Here is a 14,115-nt window from a genome sequence, read left to right as displayed (position 1 = left end):
GACGGCCCCCCACTGCCCGCCGCTCGAGTAGTAGCGCATCAGGAAGGCGCTGACCCGCAGGGCCCCGGCCTCTTGCTCCGGTGTCAGGCCGCACTCACCCGGGTTCGCCATCACGGTCTGCACCAGGGCGTGGTGCTGGCCCGCCGAAACAATGGTGGGGAGCTGGCTCTCCGGGGTGCTTGGCGGCAGGTTCTTGCGCAGGTGCACCATGAAAGCGGAGGCCAGTTGCTGCTGGCTGCCGCTCGAGGTGATGGTGCTGCATGGGTCAGCCACGGATCTTGCAGGCACGGTGTTGAACCCGCCGTTGGCTTGAACCATCAAGGGGGCCGCCAGCATGGACTTGCCACCGCCGCTGGCCATGATGGCGGCAGCGGGTTCATCCACTCCGTGCTCGCCCCCTTTACCGAAGTGGCGCACCACCAGCGGAGCAAGACTCGGGTTGCACAAGGCGAACGCGCCACCCTTGGGCCAGCCAGTGATGGTGCGCAGCGGGGCATCAACCGAATCGACACCGCGCCCTGACCAGTTGGCCAGCTCGATGATGAAGGGCTTGGGATTGGTCAGCACCTCGCGGATCACTCCGATCGCCACGCGCTCCAGGGTGGCATCGGCCAGTGGGCGTTTGACGTTCAGGCCTTGTGCCCGGGCATCTTCCTTGGTGAGGAAGATGCTGGGGCAGGGGATAGACCAGTCGATGTGATCCGCCGTCACTCGGTACGGCTTGAGGTGGCTGCCTGGTGCCGGTGCCTTGCAATGGGTCGGCGCGGGCCAGCAAACGGGCTCTCCGTCCCGGCGGGCAACAAGGTAGAGGCGCTGGCGGCTGGTGGCCGCACCGTAATCGGCTGCATTCTTAACGGTATGGTCCAGCTCATATCCCATGCGCTCGATGCTGGCCAAAAAGCGGCGCCAGGTCTGGCCTGCCCGCTTGGGATCCGGCACAAGGTATTGCTGCTGGCGTGGCACCCGCTCCCCAGGCTCGGCGATATGCTGTTCGATCTTGGTCTTCTTGCCACGCTGAACCTCGACCAGCTTGATCACCCGGCCGGTGGCCTTGTCCCTCTTGGCGACGAGGGGCCCCCAGGTGCGCATCTGCTTGACGTTCTCCATGGAGAGCACGGCAGGTTTGCCCAGGGCCAGCCACTTGGTGATCACCCAGGCCAGGCTGCGGATCTCCTGCTTGCGCGGTTGGCCGCCGGCGGCCTGGGAGTGATGAGTGCAATCCGGGCTAGCATGCAGCCAACCGACCGAGCGACCCGCCAGCACGGTAACCGGATCCACGGCCCAGATATCTTCCTGCAGATGCAGGGTCTCCGGGTGGTTTGCCTGGTGCATGGAGAGCGCCTTGGGGTTGTGATTGATGGCGATGTGCACCGGGCGTCCCAGCCCACGTTCTATCCCCGTGCTGGCGCCACCGCCGCCAGCGAACAAGTCCACGTTGATGGCAAACTCCAGGTTGAGCGGGGCCCCGGTCACCTTGGCCCTGACGGCACGGGAGCGGCGAAGTGATTTGCTCATGCCATCACCTCATTCACTCGGGTAATGGCGTTGATCATCACGCTCTTTTGCGTGACGGGGCTGAGGGTCGGCTCGTTATGCAGGGCGTTCAGCAAGGCGATGACGGCCTCCTGGCGGTGCAGGTCGAGCATGGTGAAGGCCTCTGTGAAGTTGTATCCCTCAACCTGCTTCAGAGTGGAGACAGCCTTGCGCAGCAGTGCCTTGGTTTCCTCGTCCAGAGTGGTGTATTCGTCCATGAGCTGCTCGTCGCTGACCGAGATAGCGATCGCTACCTCCCGGGCGGTGTAATGCTCCTTGGCGCCGTAGAGCACAGTCAACACGGCGACGAAGCACGACCACTCAGCGCTGCCCAGATTGAGCTCGTCGTTCTGGTAGTCGAAGGCCCAATCTTCCAGAGGCTTGATGTTGGGTGCCTCGTCTTGCTGGTGGGTATCCGGTTCTGGCTCAGACCCAGCCAACAGCTCGAGCTGCAGTTCGCTCTGCATAGGTTCGGCGCTGGCCGGTCCGGCACTCTGCACCAGCAGTTCGGCGGCCTTGGCGGTGGCCTGTTCCAGCAGATTGCTGGGGGCGGTCAGGTTGTCGATGATCCAGGCGGCCAGCTCGGCAGTCTTGGCCGGGGTCAGGATGTCGGCATCGTCGATTTGGTAGATGACGCCTTTCACCGCGGGGTGGTGCTGCCAGTGGGGCAGGGTGGGGGCACGGCTATCCTCCATGACAAAGCCCTGATGGATAGGCTGACCGGCCAGCAGGTTGGCGACGGCCATATCGAGCCGGTAGAAGATTTCGGAGAGCGGATAAGGCTCATCAAGCCAACCCTGCACATAGCCCTTGACCGTGGTCTGCTGAGCTTCGCTCAGGTCGACGCACTCCAGTTGCTTGTCCATGATGAGGCGGGCATCGGCATAGCCCAGTTCGGCCAGCATGGTGCTTTCCGTAATGGGCAATCCTAGCTCCAACTCAGCAAGCTCGGCCGCCGCCGCGGCGTTGGTAGCGTTGTCGCTGGCCACTGGCGGTTCCCACGCTGCCGGTTCGGTCACGGCGGGCTGATCCTGGATCACTGTCGGTACCAACTTGTGGGTGGTGCTCCGGATGACCTGATCGGCAGCCAGGGTAAGCTCTACGGCCTGGCGGTGGATCATGTCGAGGATGATCTGGCCGGTGGTGATGAGGTTGTCCCGGCGCAGGCGCGCCTCGGGGCGGCGCTCCCCCTGCCAGCTGGCATCGAAGATCACCACGGCGGATGCGAAGCCGCTGGCGCTGGGCTTGTCTTTCTTGGGGTCGCGGGGCACATACCAGCTTGGCACCTCAAAGCCGATGCGCCCGCTGATGAACTGGATAAAGTCGGCATCCTCCGGCCACCAGGTCTCGCTGGTGGCGGCCTTGATGAGCAGCATGATCTTGGCGCCTAGCGCCCGTTGCTCGCGGCAGTAGTTGAGGATGGCCTCCATCCCGGTGATGGGGTTGCCCTCGCAATCCGCGCACGGACGGGAGTAGGGCGGGTTGCCGAAGGCGGCGCCACCCAGCCGGCGCAGGTCGGCGGCCAGTTCCAGGGTGAGGGCGTTGTCTTTGGCGTCGTAGTAGTTCGGCACCAGGGCGTTGCAGTCGTCGGCGAACATGTCGAGCACCACCGGCCCCAGGCTGGGGGCGAACTGGTGGAACAGGCCCCAGGCCAGCGCCTTGGGGGTCTGCCATTGGTCGCCTATCTGCTTGAGCTCGTGGTCAGACTGGGCCTGCAGTTCGGCCAGCGCTTGGGCGTAGTGGTTCATCGTTGCCTCTTTGTTGAGATATGACCCGCTCCCCGGATCATGGCTTGGCCTTCTTCGCGACCCTGGCTACTGCACGGGCCGCCTTGAGGCACTCATCGAACACTTTCCCCTTTGCGAAGCTGGGTGTTCGGTCGAAAAAGAAGGTGGCTTCTTTCACCCCCAGCGAGACCGCATGAGGGGGAAATTCCTCCTTCTCCAGCGTTGCCTTGATGTGCTTGGCAATGAACTCGCGTGGGTGCATGGATGCCTCCGTTCTTCCAGAAACTGGTCTCATCACACAAACGACAGGCAATAGGAGTCCGTGACCCGCTGTCGGGCCGCTATCGCTTGTGGGATAAAGGCCCCGTTGACGGGGCCAGGAGAGAGCTGTAACCACATGCATTGCACCTGTGGTGGTGGCTTGAGCACTTCACAGTGAGTCAGCCGTTCTTGCTGTCGGTACCGGTGCGCCCTCACGGGCAGACCTACCATTCGAAACGGTCGCCTCTCGGCGAGGGCCTGGGTGGCGCTTCACAGCGGGACCAGGCATCCGCTTAACCCTGCGGTGGGAGATGTGATCACCTCCTTGGGGTGGTCATATCGGTTGGTTGTGGTGGCCGGGTCTGACACCGGCCGAGGTCTAGGGGGCATCCCTACGAATGCCGGTTGGCGCAAAGACCTTCCCATTCACCACAACCGTGGATTGCATTGGTCTCCGGGTCTCTCGTGCGGTACCCCATGGGCCTTGGCTCACCTGCAATGCAATCCCGGTTGTGTCCCGGCCTTTCACCGGGTGGGTGGCTGGGGAGTCAGACCCGCCACTCGCTGTGTTCGCTATCACTTCAACTGTGCTGTCTTTCCAGCTGTCAGCCGGTCACTGCCTTAATTTCCATTCACCTTGGTCGGCATGCATTCCAGCCTTGCCAAGGGAGAGCGGGGAGGTTAGTCAGCCCGGTTGCCGGTGTTATTTCCCCAAGCGGTTTGTTGCCACCGCTGCCAGTGTTGTGCTGGTCCTCCGGCTGGGGTTGTCCATCGTGCGAAATCAATTTGCTAACTATTGGTTAGCATATGCTTGGTTTGCTTTAAGTCAACACCCAAAAGTTAGTTTTTCAATTTTTTAATTCAGGGTCAGTTGGTGCAAGCTGTGGTGACGCAAAGGAAGGGGTAATTTTCGGATCATTGCCCTGCCGCCCGTTGCTCCGAACCACTGGGAGCTGGACCCCAACGATCTCGGGTGTGACGATGGACCTGTACTGAGGGGGCTGTGGGTCGTACCCCGATTCGCATGAGGATTGAATATAACCGACGTGACTGTTACATTTAGGTGGCTAAACCCGTCAAGCCCTCAGGAGTGAATCATGACCGTAGTCACGACCGCCGATACCTCCCAACTGTACGCACTTGCAGCCCGACATGGGCTCAAGCTCCATGGCCCGCTGACTGTCAATGAGCTTGGGCTCGACTATAGGATCGTGATCGCCACCGTCGACGATGGACGTCGGTGGGTGCTGCGCATCCCGCGCCGAGCCGAGGTAAGCGCGAAGGTCGAACCAGAGGCGCGGGTGCTGGCAATGCTCAAGAATCGCCTGCCGTTCGCGGTGCCGGACTGGCGCGTGGCCAACGCCGAGCTCGTTGCCTATCCCATGCTCGAAGACTCGACTGCGATGGTCATCCAGCCTGGTTCGTCCACGCCCGACTGGGTCGTGCCGCAGGACTCGGAGGTCTTCGCGGAGAGCTTCGCGACCGCGCTCGCCGCCCTGCATGCCGTCCCCATTTCCGCCGCCGTGGATGCGGGGATGCTCATCCGTACACCGACGCAGGCCCGTCAGAAGGTGGCCGACGACGTTGACCGCGTCCGACGCGAGTTCGTGGTGAACGACAAGCGCCTCCACCGGTGGCAGCGCTGGCTCGACGACGATTCGTCGTGGCCAGATTTCTCCGTGGTGGTGCATGGCGATCTCTACGTGGGCCATGTGCTCATCGACAACACGGAGCGCGTCAGCGGGATGATCGACTGGAGCGAGGCCCGCGTTGATGACCCTGCCATCGACATGGCCGCGCACCTTATGGTCTTTGGTGAAGAGGGGCTCGCGAAGCTCCTCCTCACGTATGAAGCGGCCGGTGGCCGGGTGTGGCCGCGGCTCGCCCACCACATCGCGGAGCGCCTTGCGTTCGGGGCGGTCACCTACGCACTCTTCGCCCTCGACTCGGGTAACGAAGAGTACCTCGCTGCGGCGAAGGCGCAGCTCGCCGCAGCGGAATGAGCGAACGTCGATATAGCCCGCTCGCGACGCTGTTCGCGGCGACCTTTCTCTTCCGGATCGGCAACGCGGTGGCGGCCCTCGCGCTTCCATGGTTCGTCCTGTCTCATACAAAGAGCGCGGCCTGGGCGGGCGCCACGGCCGCTAGCAGCGTCATCGCGACCATCATCGGCGCGTGGGTTGGTGGTGGCCTCGTCGATCGGTTCGGGCGCGCGCCCGTCGCATTGATCTCGGGTGTGGTGGGCGGCGTGGCCATGGCGAGCATCCCACTGCTCGATGCCGTTGGCGCCCTCTCGAACACTGGGCTGATCGCTTGCGTGGTGCTCGGTGCCGCGTTCGACGCACCCGGTATGGCCGCGCAGGACAGTGAGCTGCCCAAACTCGGCCACGTCGCCGGGCTCTCCGTTGAGCGCGTCTCGTCACTGAAAGCGGTGATCGGGAACGTCGCGATTCTAGGTGGCCCGGCCCTTGGGGGGGCCGCAATCGGCCTGCTTGGCGCTGCGCCAACGCTCGGGCTGACGGCGTTCTGCTCCGTCCTTGCAGGTCTGCTCGGCGCGTGGGTGCTTCCCGCGCGTGCCGCTCGGACGATGACCACGACGGCGACTCTCTCCATGCGCGCCGGCGTCGCTTTTCTCTGGAGCGAACCCCTGCTGCGCCCTCTCTTTGGTATAGTGATGATCTTCGTGGGCATCGTTGGCGCCAACGGCAGCGTCATCATGCCTGCGCTGTTTGTAGATGCAGGACGCCAAGTAGCAGAGCTCGGGCTGTTCTCCTCAATGATGGGGGCTGGTGGTCTCCTTGGCATTGCCATTCATGCGTCGGTCGGCGCCCGGATATCAGCGCAGAACTGGCTGGCGGTGGCATTTTGTGGCTCTGCGGTGGGCTCGCTTCTGCTTTCACAGTTGCCAGGCGTGCCGGTGCTGATGTTGTTGGGCGCGCTCGTGGGACTGCTGACCGGCTCAGTCTCTCCCATTCTCAACGCTGCCATCTACAACCGCACGCCGCCAGAACTTCTCGGCCGGGTACTCGGCACGGTCTCGGCGGTGATGCTGTCAGCCTCGCCCATGGTTATGCTTGCGGCCGGCGCGTTTGTCGACCTTGCTGGTCCGCTCCCTGGCCTCGTTGTATCGGCCGTGTTTGCGGGGCTCGTGGCTCTACTCTCGCTCCGTCTTCAATTTGCTACAATGGCGGCGGCAGCCACAGCCTCCGCCCCAACCCATACAGAAGGTGAACACTGATGCCCCGCCCCAAGCTCAAGTCCGATGACGAGGTACTCGAGGCCGCCACCGTAGTGCTGAAGCGTTGCGGTCCCATAGAGTTCACGCTCAGCGGAGTAGCAAAGGAGGTGGGGCTCTCCCGCGCAGCGTTAATCCAGCGCTTCACCAACCGCGATACGCTGCTGGTGAGGATGATGGAGCGCGGCGTCGAGCAGGTGCGGCATTACCTGAATGCGATACCGATAGGCGCAGGGCCGCAAGGGCTCTGGGAATTTTTGCAGGTGCTCGTTCGGAGCATGAACACTCGCAACGACTTCTCGGTGAACTATCTCATCTCCTGGTACGAGCTCCAGGTGCCGGAGCTACGCACGCTTGCGATCCAGCGGAACCGCGCGGTGGTGGAGGGGATCCGCAAGCGACTGCCCCCAGGTGCTCCTGCGGCAGCTGAGTTGCTCCTGCACTCGGTCATCGCTGGCGCGACGATGCAGTGGGCCGTCGATCCGGATGGTGAGCTAGCTGATCATGTGCTGGCTCAGATCGCTGCCATCCTGTGTTTAATGTTTCCCGAACACGACGATTTCCAACTCCTCCAGGCACATGCGTAAACGGAGGTGTGCAGAGTCCCTGCGGCAGGCGACGAACACGACCGTCGTCGATTAGTACCGGTACGGTCGGTGGTATCGAAGTCTTGATCACCACTCAGGTCTACGGCTTACAAATGGTGACCATCCCGATACTTGCGTCAGAGCACCGGGCCGATTCTTTGACAGTGAATCACTCCCGTAAGGTTGTGCCGGTGTGGGTGTCCCGGGTCGAGACGATACTCCGCCAATGCGCCCAGCAAACAACCTGGCCATCGCAGGTGGTGGGGAGCGGTGTGGCGGATGAGTTGGACAAGTTGGTGTAGCAGCACGAGCACGGCGAGATAACATCGCAGGAGTTCGACATGCTCAAGAGACAGCTGATTGCGAATCGCGATGCAGATTCATAACCCGATTGCGGGTTGGCTTCACTCCACCATCACCGAGCAGACTAGCACGGCGCATATCTGCACATCCTCATTGACCGGCAGCAGGGGGTATTGCGGGTTGAGAGGCTTTAACCACCAGGAACCGGAATCCATCACCAGCTCTTTGAAGGTCATGTCGCTGCCGTAGCGGGCGATCACCTTCTTGCCCGGGGCGGGCTCCACCTCAGGATCCACGATGATGATGGTGCCGTCAGGGTATGACTTGCCCCCCATGGGGGCCACCATGGAGTCGCCCTTCACCCGTACGGCATAGGCCCGGGTGCTGACGCGAACTGGGCTGATGGTGATCTCTTCTGCCTCTTCCAGGGTTGGGATATCGCCGCAGTCTTTGAACTCACCGGCGCTGACCCAAGAGATCAGGGGAACCTGGTAGACAGGGAAAGGCTGTGGTTCGACATTGCCGTCGCTCGTATCGGTGCCAGTCAGCAACCACTGCACGCTCTTGCCGGTGATGCGCGAGAGCTCTCCCAGCCGTTTGACCTCTGGCAGCCCCTCACCTTTCAGCCATTTCCCTACCGAGACCTCAGACAGATCTTCTCGCAACGTGCGCTTAAGCCGAACTATTCGGCCTCTAACGGGCCAGCCCATTTCATCGAGAGCGGCATTGAGTCGCTGCGAGAATGCCATTTTGTCGGCTTCATAACGCGCCATTGGTGTTTGTTTCTCATCCATTTCCTAACGTCCAGTTATTGTTTGTCAATTTGACCTAACTTTAACCTCTTGCGCATTTTACTAACCAAGAGTTATGATTTTGTGTGTGTAAAACGCCAGAGGACGCCATGCATACCCTGTTAACTCGATTCGGTACCAAGAGTGCCATCGCGGCTGCACTCGGCATCACCCCGGAGGGCGTCAGCAACGCTTTCAGGCGTGGCAAGGTGCCAAGCACCTGGGTGGCCAAGCTCAAGCAGCAAGGTTTGAGCCAATCTGAGCTCGCTGAATTGCCTCTGACTGACGAAGGGCGGGCGATTGTATCAGCATTCACCGGGCAATTATAACCAACCGTTAGGAATCACTATGACAGAGCAACGGAATGACACCACGGCAAAAGTCAGAGCGGTTTTCCGGTCATCGGACGTGATGGCTGCGGCTTATAGCATTGGCCACCGCTTCAACGCCAGCGAACTGGCGCGACTGATGGGGCGCAAGCCGGCGGAGTTTTGCAAGAAGCTCAACCCGGATTGCGATGACCGCCATCTCACCCTGGCCGAGGCGGTCGCCGTCACCGAGATCACCGGTGACAACGCCATCCTCGAAGCCTGGGCGGTGAGCCGCGGAAAGGTGCTAGTGGATCTGCCAGTTGGGGTGGTCAGTGACGATGACCTGGTGGAGCAGGTGCTGCTGGCGCAGGCGGTGTTCGGCAAGCTGATGCAGGCCATTCACGACGCCCGGGCGGATGGGGTGATCGACAGGATAGAGCAGGGGCAAATCGAGCGCATCGGCACCCAGGCCGCGGAGCATGTGCTGGGACTGATCAGCAGCACCGGCGCCAATGTGCGGCCACTACCGGTTACAGCCCAAGGAGTGAAGTCATGATGCAACAGCGACTGCCATTCACTGTAAACGCTCGTGATCTGGAGCGCCTTGAGCAGAGAGTGTTTCAAGCGTCTGGACTGATCGCAACAGTGAATTGGCAAGCTCTACGGCTTGCTCTGGCGTCAGGACAAAGCGATGGCCTTGGTGTGCTTCCTCAACCGGTTGCATCGGGGAAGACAGATAGTTCGGTTTGAAGAGGACGCAGTTGTAGGACGGCAGTGGGCCGATAGTCCAGCTGGCGACCGGGAAGACGGAATCATCGTGATCGGTTGACATAGCAGCTCCTGTGCTGGTGGTGGATTGAGCAACACGACCATAGCACGGAAGAGAGCCTGACTCATACAGGTCGCGGCCCGGCGTGAAGGGCACCAACAAAGGAGCGGCCCCGCGCTGCGTCAACAGCCGGGGCCATGGTTCAGTCATCGTGCGGAGATGAGAACATGAAAAAGCATACGAAATCAGCGGGAAGAGGGCAAGTCACAGACTTGTGCCTGTATCGATGTCCACAGGCTGCAGTTAGCGGGGTTCGACAAGAAAAGGCCCCGAACTGTCATGACAGCCGGGGCCAAGTGAACGTTAAACCAATCGTATCCCAGACCCTAATCTGGATACCCGTTGAGCGTAGGCAGCCACTATCAATTTCTCAAGCTTCCCTAGAACGTTCAGCAGTGGATCTTCAAACTGTGCAGGGCCATCTCCTTTCATTTGCTTACAGATTGAATCTGTGGGCAAACCATCGCTATACTGTGGGTGCTGCGGCAAAATCCGCAGCCGGGATTGGAACCCCGAAACTGACTGTAGAGCCGACCCACGCTCTTGCGTGGTTTTTTGTCGGCACTCGACCCCCATTTACTTGGGTGCTGCTCGCCTACCCGGCGTTCGGCATCTGCAGCGTTATGGTGGCTCGGGTGGGGCAGCCTTCGGGCTGGCCGGTTCTCTCTATGGTCGCCGGTAGTTCCAACCCCATCCGGGCTACCACCATGAGATTGGAACCTCAGGTCGGTAGTGACATTCTATCGACCATAGAGGCTGCCATCATGGCTACTGTCCCTACCCCCCTTACACCCGTTGTTCGGGTGATCGACGGCCAGGCCGTCACCACGTCCCTCGATCTTGCTGCCTACTTTGGCAAACGTCACGACGACGTGATCCGCAAGATCCGCTCTCTCGAATGTTCCCTTGAATTCACTGCCCGCAATTTTACGGTCAGTGCTTATGACGACCCTACCGGCCGCTCTCTACCCTGCTACCTGCTGACCCGCGATGGCTTCTTCTTCGTGGCGATGGGCTTTACCGGCCGCCGTGCCGCCGAGTTCAAGGAGGCCTATATCGGGGCCTTCAATGCCATGGAGCAGCGGCTCCGCTTCCCTGACTACCTCGCCCAGCTCGATCAGGCACACCTGCGTGATGCGGTGTCGGCCACCCTGCAACATCTGGCAGTGATCCGGCAGGCCTGGGACGAGCAGCTTTATCCGGGGCTCAAGGCGCTGGGTTCGCCGCTGGCGGTCTCTTTGCACGATCGGGTGCACCTGGCTTGCTGGTCGGTACAAACGATTGCCAAGCACAGCGGCTGCGAGCTGACGATGACTGAGGCGCTGGCGGCGACCCGGCCGCCGGTGTTCCCCCGTGCCCAGGCTTGCGGCGTGCGCTCTGCTTCGACTGGCGGCCTTCACTGCTCCGGGGGGCGCCATGAATAAGCCCAAGGTGTTGCTCTATTTGAAGTGGGTGAACGGTTATCAGCTGGTGGTGATGGGGGTGGCCCTGCCCATCAGCCCGGCGCAAGCCAAGGCGGTATTTTCCCAACTGCAGCGATTGGAGGTGGGTCATGGGTGAGGTGGTCAGACTGGCGGCCCCGGTGGCCGCCCCAACGCAACGAGGTTGCAGCATGAGTGACAACCGGCGCAGTGGTTATGTGGTGTGCTGGCGTTCGTTGCTACAGGCAGAGTGGGCTCGCAATGCCACCAAGCTGGCGGCCTGGATGCGGTTGATTGGCATGGCAGCCTATGAGGCTGGTCCGGTGCACTACAAGGGGCGTGACTGGCATCTGCTGCGTGGCCAGTTGGTGATCAGCGCCACCGAGCTGGGTATGCAGCTTCGTGATGAGCGGGGCAGGGGGCTCGACAAGAAAGGCACCGAGCGCATGCTGGCCTGGTTCGCCAAGGAGGGGATGATCGAGCTGCGTGGTACCCCCTGGGGGACCATCATCGAGGTTTGCCACTACGACGACTATCAGGCTGCGGTGCAGCCGGTGGCAACCAATTGCGAATCGTTTTCAACAGAGCAGTTTGAGGGCGCGACATATGGGGTGCCCATCGGGGTACCGACCGGGGTGCCGAGTGTCCCGCCCAATCCCTTGTCTGGCGTGGCCTTGAATGGTGGTGATGGGGCGCCCACTGTCTCGCCCATCGGGGCCCCGACCGTCGCGACAACAGAACAAGAAGTAAAAGAAGAGGAAACTACAGAGGATCTTAAACAGATCTCTTGTCCGGTTTCTGACGAAACCGAACGAGACCGGAAGGGCACCGCCTCGCTGGCCGTCAGCGTTGATGCCAAGGCCGTGCTGGCACACTTCAACTCGGTTACCGACCGCCGTTATCAGGCCAAGCCAACCGCTCTGCAGAACATCAACGCCCGGCTTGCAGAGGGTCACAGCGTTGCTGACCTGATGCTGGTGGCCGAGTTCAAGAGCACCCACTGGGCAGCCGACCTGAAGATGGCTGAGTACCTGCGCCCGATGACGGTGTATGCCCCGCAGAAGTTCCCGGGGTATCTCGCCGCGGCCCGGCGCTGGGAGCAGGTTGGGCGTCCGCGTTGCGTGAATGGGGAGTGGGAGGGCTTTGAGCGCAAGCGCCCCTTGTCCAATCTTGCGCAGGCCCAGCAGCAGGCCCAGGCCATCATGGCCGCAACGGGAGGGGCCGGCTATGACCGCAACACACCTCTGTAATTCATCTGCTCTGCCTGCCGTGCCTGAAGTCATGCAACTGAGCGTCAACATGTCGGTATTTCTTGCCGATGAGCTGCTGCCGCTGATGGCCGGCCTCTGGCCTGCCAGTGCCAACCAGCTCGACAGCAACGTTCGCGGGGTGGCGATGGCGTGGGGTCTTCAGTTGAGCGGATTGACCCCTGACCAGATCACCGAAGCGGTGCTGGAGCTGGCCGGCGATACCAGCCGCCAGTTTGCCCCGCGCCCGGCCGAGGTCAAAGCCGCCATCTTGCAGCGCAATCCGGTACCGAAGTGTGCCCCGGCTGGTCGCCAGATCTCCATCCGTGCCTGCGAGATGCAAGCGGAGGCCCGGGTCTATGTGCGTGACCGCCAGGTTACCGATGCAGCGGTGCAGGCCGAGTTACAGCAACTGCTGGCAGAGCTGCGCAGTGAGGGTGTGACGATCACGGGGAGGATTCGGTGATGGCTGGTCAATTCAACGCGAACGTCGAGCGCGATGTGCGTGAGGCGAAGTTCTGCCGGGTGGTCATCTATCCGCCGGTGCGGGGCTGGGTGGGGGAACGGGTGCACCTGGAGGTGTCGAACTCGCTGGACACCCTGGGCATGACCGATGCTGCCACCAGTGCCGGGTATTACCTGGTGTGGGATGGGGCCGAGGAGGCGCGGGTGGAAGCAGCGCGGATCCGGGGTAAGGCGGTGGAGCTGGTGAGGGTAGGGGCATGATGCACTACTACGCCCAGCACACCCCGACCCGGGATTGGGATGCCCCGCTGCTGGGCATCGAGGAGTTGGTGAAGGCGCAGGAGGCCGGCATCTGTGTGTCGATCGGGATGTGGGTGATCCACGATATCGGGTTTAGTGCCTGGAGCATCGAGATAGGCGTGATCGTCGGGACTGCCATGAGCAGGGCAGCCCATCAAGCCACCACCGGGAGGGGGAGGAAAGGATGAGTATAAACATGACGTATGGGGTGTTGATCTGCAGTTGGCTGTTGCTGCTGGCATTGGTGGCGGTAGAGGTCTGGCGCCTGCTCCATGAAGAAGGGGACTCGGATCATGAGCCGGATCCTGCCATCGACGAGCCGCGGCTGGTGTCAGCCTGCCGTGAGCTCTCCGAGCTGGCGGCGAAGACCAAGGAGGCCAGTCATGGTTAAGGCCTTCTTCCTGCTGATGTATGTGTTTGTGGTGTTGTTTGTTCTGGCCCATGTGCCCTACCAGGGTGGCGTGAGTTGGCAGTTGCTGGGGGCCCCGGTGGTCTGGGCTGTGTTGGGGGGCTGGGTGCTGATCATGTTCCCATGCTTTGTTGCACGGTCACTGCTGGCCCCTTTTCGAGCCCTGCTGCTGGTGCTTGTCTGGATTGGCACCCTGCTGGTGGCGGTCGCCAAGCTGGTGCTGGTGACACTGAACCGAATCAACCGCGATCTGGCCGAGGAGGCCCATCATGACCGTTAAGCCGAAGGAACTGAACGAACAGGGACTGATCGACCTGGCCGGGGTGAAGGTGTATATCGCGGGGCCGATGACCGGCTTGCCGCAGTTTAACCGGCCGGCGTTCTACGCGGCGGAAGCCTATCTACAGGGGCAGGGGGCCAGGGTGATGAACCCCGCTGTGCTGCCGGATGGTTGGGAGCATGATGCCTATATGCGGATCGCCATCCCCATGCTGATGGAGTGTGAGGCGGTGGCGTTTCTGCCAGGCTGGCAGCAGAGCCGCGGGGCACGGCAGGAGTTCACTCGGGCGCACGCCTTCGGCCTGGTGCTGCTGCAGTTGGACATCGAGGAGATCCCGCTGGGGTTGCTGGTCAGGCAGCATCTGCCGTTGATGGTGTAGGTCATATCCCGCAGTGAGAACCTAACAAACGGTGATT

The 14,115-nt window shown here is 61.7% G+C and carries 19 protein-coding genes; 14 read left to right on the top strand and 5 right to left on the bottom strand.

Features of this window, described 5'->3' with window-relative positions; translation table 11 throughout:
• The 3 genes from AACR77_RS12145 to AACR77_RS12135 form a co-directional block, all read right to left on the bottom strand.
• Positions 1 to 1,515, bottom strand: a 1,515-nt coding sequence (locus AACR77_RS12145) for a DNA cytosine methyltransferase (RefSeq protein WP_052224809.1), incomplete at its 3' end; no start/stop codon positions are given.
• Positions 1,512 to 3,281, bottom strand: a complete 1,770-nt coding sequence (locus tag AACR77_RS12140; RefSeq protein ID WP_206074245.1) for a phage N-6-adenine-methyltransferase — start codon at positions 3,279 to 3,281, stop codon at positions 1,512 to 1,514. The genes AACR77_RS12145 and AACR77_RS12140, both read right to left, overlap by 4 nt.
• Before the next feature lie 37 nt (positions 3,282 to 3,318).
• Positions 3,319 to 3,522 (bottom strand): hypothetical protein, encoded by a 204-nt coding sequence (locus AACR77_RS12135; protein ID WP_000553518.1) that lies wholly within the window; start codon positions 3,520 to 3,522, stop codon positions 3,319 to 3,321.
• Between the two features lie 1,096 nt (positions 3,523 to 4,618).
• Between AACR77_RS12135 and AACR77_RS12130 the strand changes: the two genes are divergently transcribed.
• From AACR77_RS12130 to mphR(A), 3 genes are read left to right on the top strand one after another with little or no spacing between them, the layout of a single operon-like run.
• On the top strand, positions 4,619 to 5,524 hold the full coding sequence (locus AACR77_RS12130; protein ID WP_000219391.1) for an Mph(A) family macrolide 2'-phosphotransferase: 906 nt from the start codon (positions 4,619 to 4,621) through the stop codon (positions 5,522 to 5,524).
• Positions 5,521 to 6,759: a macrolide resistance MFS transporter Mrx(A) gene (mrx(A), locus tag AACR77_RS12125; RefSeq protein ID WP_000004159.1), complete on the top strand. Its 1,239-nt coding sequence runs from the start codon at positions 5,521 to 5,523 to the stop codon at positions 6,757 to 6,759. Before AACR77_RS12130 ends, mrx(A) begins: the two co-directional genes overlap by 4 nt.
• On the top strand, positions 6,759 to 7,343 hold the full coding sequence (gene mphR(A), locus AACR77_RS12120; RefSeq protein WP_001137892.1) for a macrolide-binding transcriptional repressor MphR(A): 585 nt from the start codon (positions 6,759 to 6,761) through the stop codon (positions 7,341 to 7,343). Before mrx(A) ends, mphR(A) begins: the two co-directional genes overlap by 1 nt.
• Before the next feature lie 404 nt (positions 7,344 to 7,747).
• Here mphR(A) and AACR77_RS12115 read toward each other — a convergent pair whose 3' ends face one another.
• The gene (locus AACR77_RS12115; protein WP_064145616.1) at positions 7,748 to 8,440 is read right to left on the bottom strand and encodes a LexA family protein; all 693 of its coding nucleotides are present in this window, start codon (positions 8,438 to 8,440) and stop codon (positions 7,748 to 7,750) included.
• Positions 8,441 to 8,547: 107 nt separating this feature from the next.
• On the opposite strand from AACR77_RS12115, the gene AACR77_RS12110 reads away from it, so the two are divergent.
• Both AACR77_RS12110 and AACR77_RS12105 read left to right on the top strand, forming a co-directional pair.
• Positions 8,548 to 8,766: a hypothetical protein gene (locus tag AACR77_RS12110; protein ID WP_042881802.1), complete on the top strand. Its 219-nt coding sequence runs from the start codon at positions 8,548 to 8,550 to the stop codon at positions 8,764 to 8,766.
• 82 nt (positions 8,767 to 8,848) lie between these two features.
• Positions 8,849 to 9,304, top strand: coding sequence for a phage regulatory CII family protein (locus AACR77_RS12105; RefSeq protein ID WP_231563226.1), 456 nt, complete (start codon positions 8,849 to 8,851; stop codon positions 9,302 to 9,304).
• Positions 9,305 to 9,322: 18 nt separating this feature from the next.
• On the opposite strand, the gene AACR77_RS12100 is transcribed toward AACR77_RS12105, so the two are convergent.
• On the bottom strand, positions 9,323 to 9,580 hold the full coding sequence (locus AACR77_RS12100; protein ID WP_042881797.1) for a hypothetical protein: 258 nt from the start codon (positions 9,578 to 9,580) through the stop codon (positions 9,323 to 9,325).
• A 134-nt stretch (positions 9,581 to 9,714) separates the two neighbouring features.
• On the opposite strand from AACR77_RS12100, the gene AACR77_RS12095 reads away from it, so the two are divergent.
• Genes AACR77_RS12095 through AACR77_RS12055 form a run of 9 tightly spaced genes read left to right on the top strand, consistent with a single transcriptional unit; the run spans position 9,715 to position 14,078 of the window.
• Positions 9,715 to 11,001, top strand: a complete 1,287-nt coding sequence (locus AACR77_RS12095) for a Rha family phage regulatory protein (RefSeq protein WP_101149436.1) — start codon at positions 9,715 to 9,717, stop codon at positions 10,999 to 11,001.
• On the top strand, positions 10,994 to 11,137 hold the full coding sequence (locus tag AACR77_RS12090) for a hypothetical protein (protein ID WP_154109895.1): 144 nt from the start codon (positions 10,994 to 10,996) through the stop codon (positions 11,135 to 11,137). Before AACR77_RS12095 ends, AACR77_RS12090 begins: the two co-directional genes overlap by 8 nt.
• Positions 11,138 to 11,189: 52 nt before the next feature.
• Positions 11,190 to 12,248, top strand: coding sequence for a conserved phage C-terminal domain-containing protein (locus AACR77_RS12085; protein ID WP_231563224.1), 1,059 nt, complete (start codon positions 11,190 to 11,192; stop codon positions 12,246 to 12,248).
• 49 nt (positions 12,249 to 12,297) lie between these two features.
• Positions 12,298 to 12,711: a hypothetical protein gene (locus tag AACR77_RS12080; RefSeq protein ID WP_232038120.1), complete on the top strand. Its 414-nt coding sequence runs from the start codon at positions 12,298 to 12,300 to the stop codon at positions 12,709 to 12,711.
• The gene (locus AACR77_RS12075; protein WP_042881793.1) at positions 12,711 to 12,971 is read left to right on the top strand and encodes a hypothetical protein; all 261 of its coding nucleotides are present in this window, start codon (positions 12,711 to 12,713) and stop codon (positions 12,969 to 12,971) included. Before AACR77_RS12080 ends, AACR77_RS12075 begins: the two co-directional genes overlap by 1 nt.
• The gene (locus tag AACR77_RS12070) at positions 12,968 to 13,198 is read left to right on the top strand and encodes a hypothetical protein (protein WP_231563222.1); all 231 of its coding nucleotides are present in this window, start codon (positions 12,968 to 12,970) and stop codon (positions 13,196 to 13,198) included. The genes AACR77_RS12075 and AACR77_RS12070 overlap by 4 nt, the downstream gene beginning before the upstream one ends.
• Complete coding sequence (locus tag AACR77_RS12065; RefSeq protein WP_130632540.1) at positions 13,195 to 13,401, top strand: hypothetical protein; 207 nt, start codon at positions 13,195 to 13,197, stop codon at positions 13,399 to 13,401. Before AACR77_RS12070 ends, AACR77_RS12065 begins: the two co-directional genes overlap by 4 nt.
• Positions 13,394 to 13,699 (top strand): hypothetical protein, encoded by a 306-nt coding sequence (locus AACR77_RS12060; protein WP_042881789.1) that lies wholly within the window; start codon positions 13,394 to 13,396, stop codon positions 13,697 to 13,699. The genes AACR77_RS12065 and AACR77_RS12060 overlap by 8 nt, the downstream gene beginning before the upstream one ends.
• On the top strand, positions 13,689 to 14,078 hold the full coding sequence (locus AACR77_RS12055; RefSeq protein WP_052224808.1) for a DUF4406 domain-containing protein: 390 nt from the start codon (positions 13,689 to 13,691) through the stop codon (positions 14,076 to 14,078). Before AACR77_RS12060 ends, AACR77_RS12055 begins: the two co-directional genes overlap by 11 nt.
• Positions 14,079 to 14,115 lie beyond the last annotated feature (37 nt).

Source organism: Aeromonas sp. ZOR0002 (genome assembly GCF_963866995.1).
GTDB lineage: Bacteria > Pseudomonadota > Gammaproteobacteria > Enterobacterales > Aeromonadaceae > Aeromonas > Aeromonas caviae.
The sequence above is the reverse complement of the archived record's forward strand: the minus strand, read 5'-3'. Positions and strand labels throughout refer to the sequence as shown.

Excerpts from the sequence above, each read along its gene's own strand:
- AACR77_RS12065 (WP_130632540.1), top strand. The coding sequence starts at position 13,195 with ATGAGTATAAACATGACGTATGGGGTGTTGATCTGCAGTTGGCTGTTG.
- AACR77_RS12105 (WP_231563226.1), top strand. The coding sequence starts at position 8,849 with ATGGCTGCGGCTTATAGCATTGGCCACCGCTTCAACGCCAGCGAACTG.
- AACR77_RS12100 (WP_042881797.1), bottom strand. The coding sequence starts at position 9,580 with ATGTCAACCGATCACGATGATTCCGTCTTCCCGGTCGCCAGCTGGACT.
- AACR77_RS12060 (WP_042881789.1), top strand. The coding sequence starts at position 13,394 with ATGGTTAAGGCCTTCTTCCTGCTGATGTATGTGTTTGTGGTGTTGTTT.
- AACR77_RS12130 (WP_000219391.1), top strand. The coding sequence starts at position 4,619 with ATGACCGTAGTCACGACCGCCGATACCTCCCAACTGTACGCACTTGCA.
- AACR77_RS12140 (WP_206074245.1), bottom strand. The coding sequence starts at position 3,281 with ATGAACCACTACGCCCAAGCGCTGGCCGAACTGCAGGCCCAGTCTGAC.
- AACR77_RS12090 (WP_154109895.1), top strand. The coding sequence starts at position 10,994 with ATGAATAAGCCCAAGGTGTTGCTCTATTTGAAGTGGGTGAACGGTTAT.
- AACR77_RS12070 (WP_231563222.1), top strand. The coding sequence starts at position 12,968 with ATGATGCACTACTACGCCCAGCACACCCCGACCCGGGATTGGGATGCC.
- AACR77_RS12135 (WP_000553518.1), bottom strand. The coding sequence starts at position 3,522 with ATGCACCCACGCGAGTTCATTGCCAAGCACATCAAGGCAACGCTGGAG.
- AACR77_RS12075 (WP_042881793.1), top strand. The coding sequence starts at position 12,711 with ATGGCTGGTCAATTCAACGCGAACGTCGAGCGCGATGTGCGTGAGGCG.
- AACR77_RS12080 (WP_232038120.1), top strand. The coding sequence starts at position 12,298 with ATGTCGGTATTTCTTGCCGATGAGCTGCTGCCGCTGATGGCCGGCCTC.
- AACR77_RS12110 (WP_042881802.1), top strand. The coding sequence starts at position 8,548 with ATGCATACCCTGTTAACTCGATTCGGTACCAAGAGTGCCATCGCGGCT.
- AACR77_RS12085 (WP_231563224.1), top strand. The coding sequence starts at position 11,190 with ATGAGTGACAACCGGCGCAGTGGTTATGTGGTGTGCTGGCGTTCGTTG.
- AACR77_RS12055 (WP_052224808.1), top strand. The coding sequence starts at position 13,689 with ATGACCGTTAAGCCGAAGGAACTGAACGAACAGGGACTGATCGACCTG.
- AACR77_RS12095 (WP_101149436.1), top strand. The coding sequence starts at position 9,715 with ATGGTTCAGTCATCGTGCGGAGATGAGAACATGAAAAAGCATACGAAA.
- AACR77_RS12115 (WP_064145616.1), bottom strand. The coding sequence starts at position 8,440 with ATGGATGAGAAACAAACACCAATGGCGCGTTATGAAGCCGACAAAATG.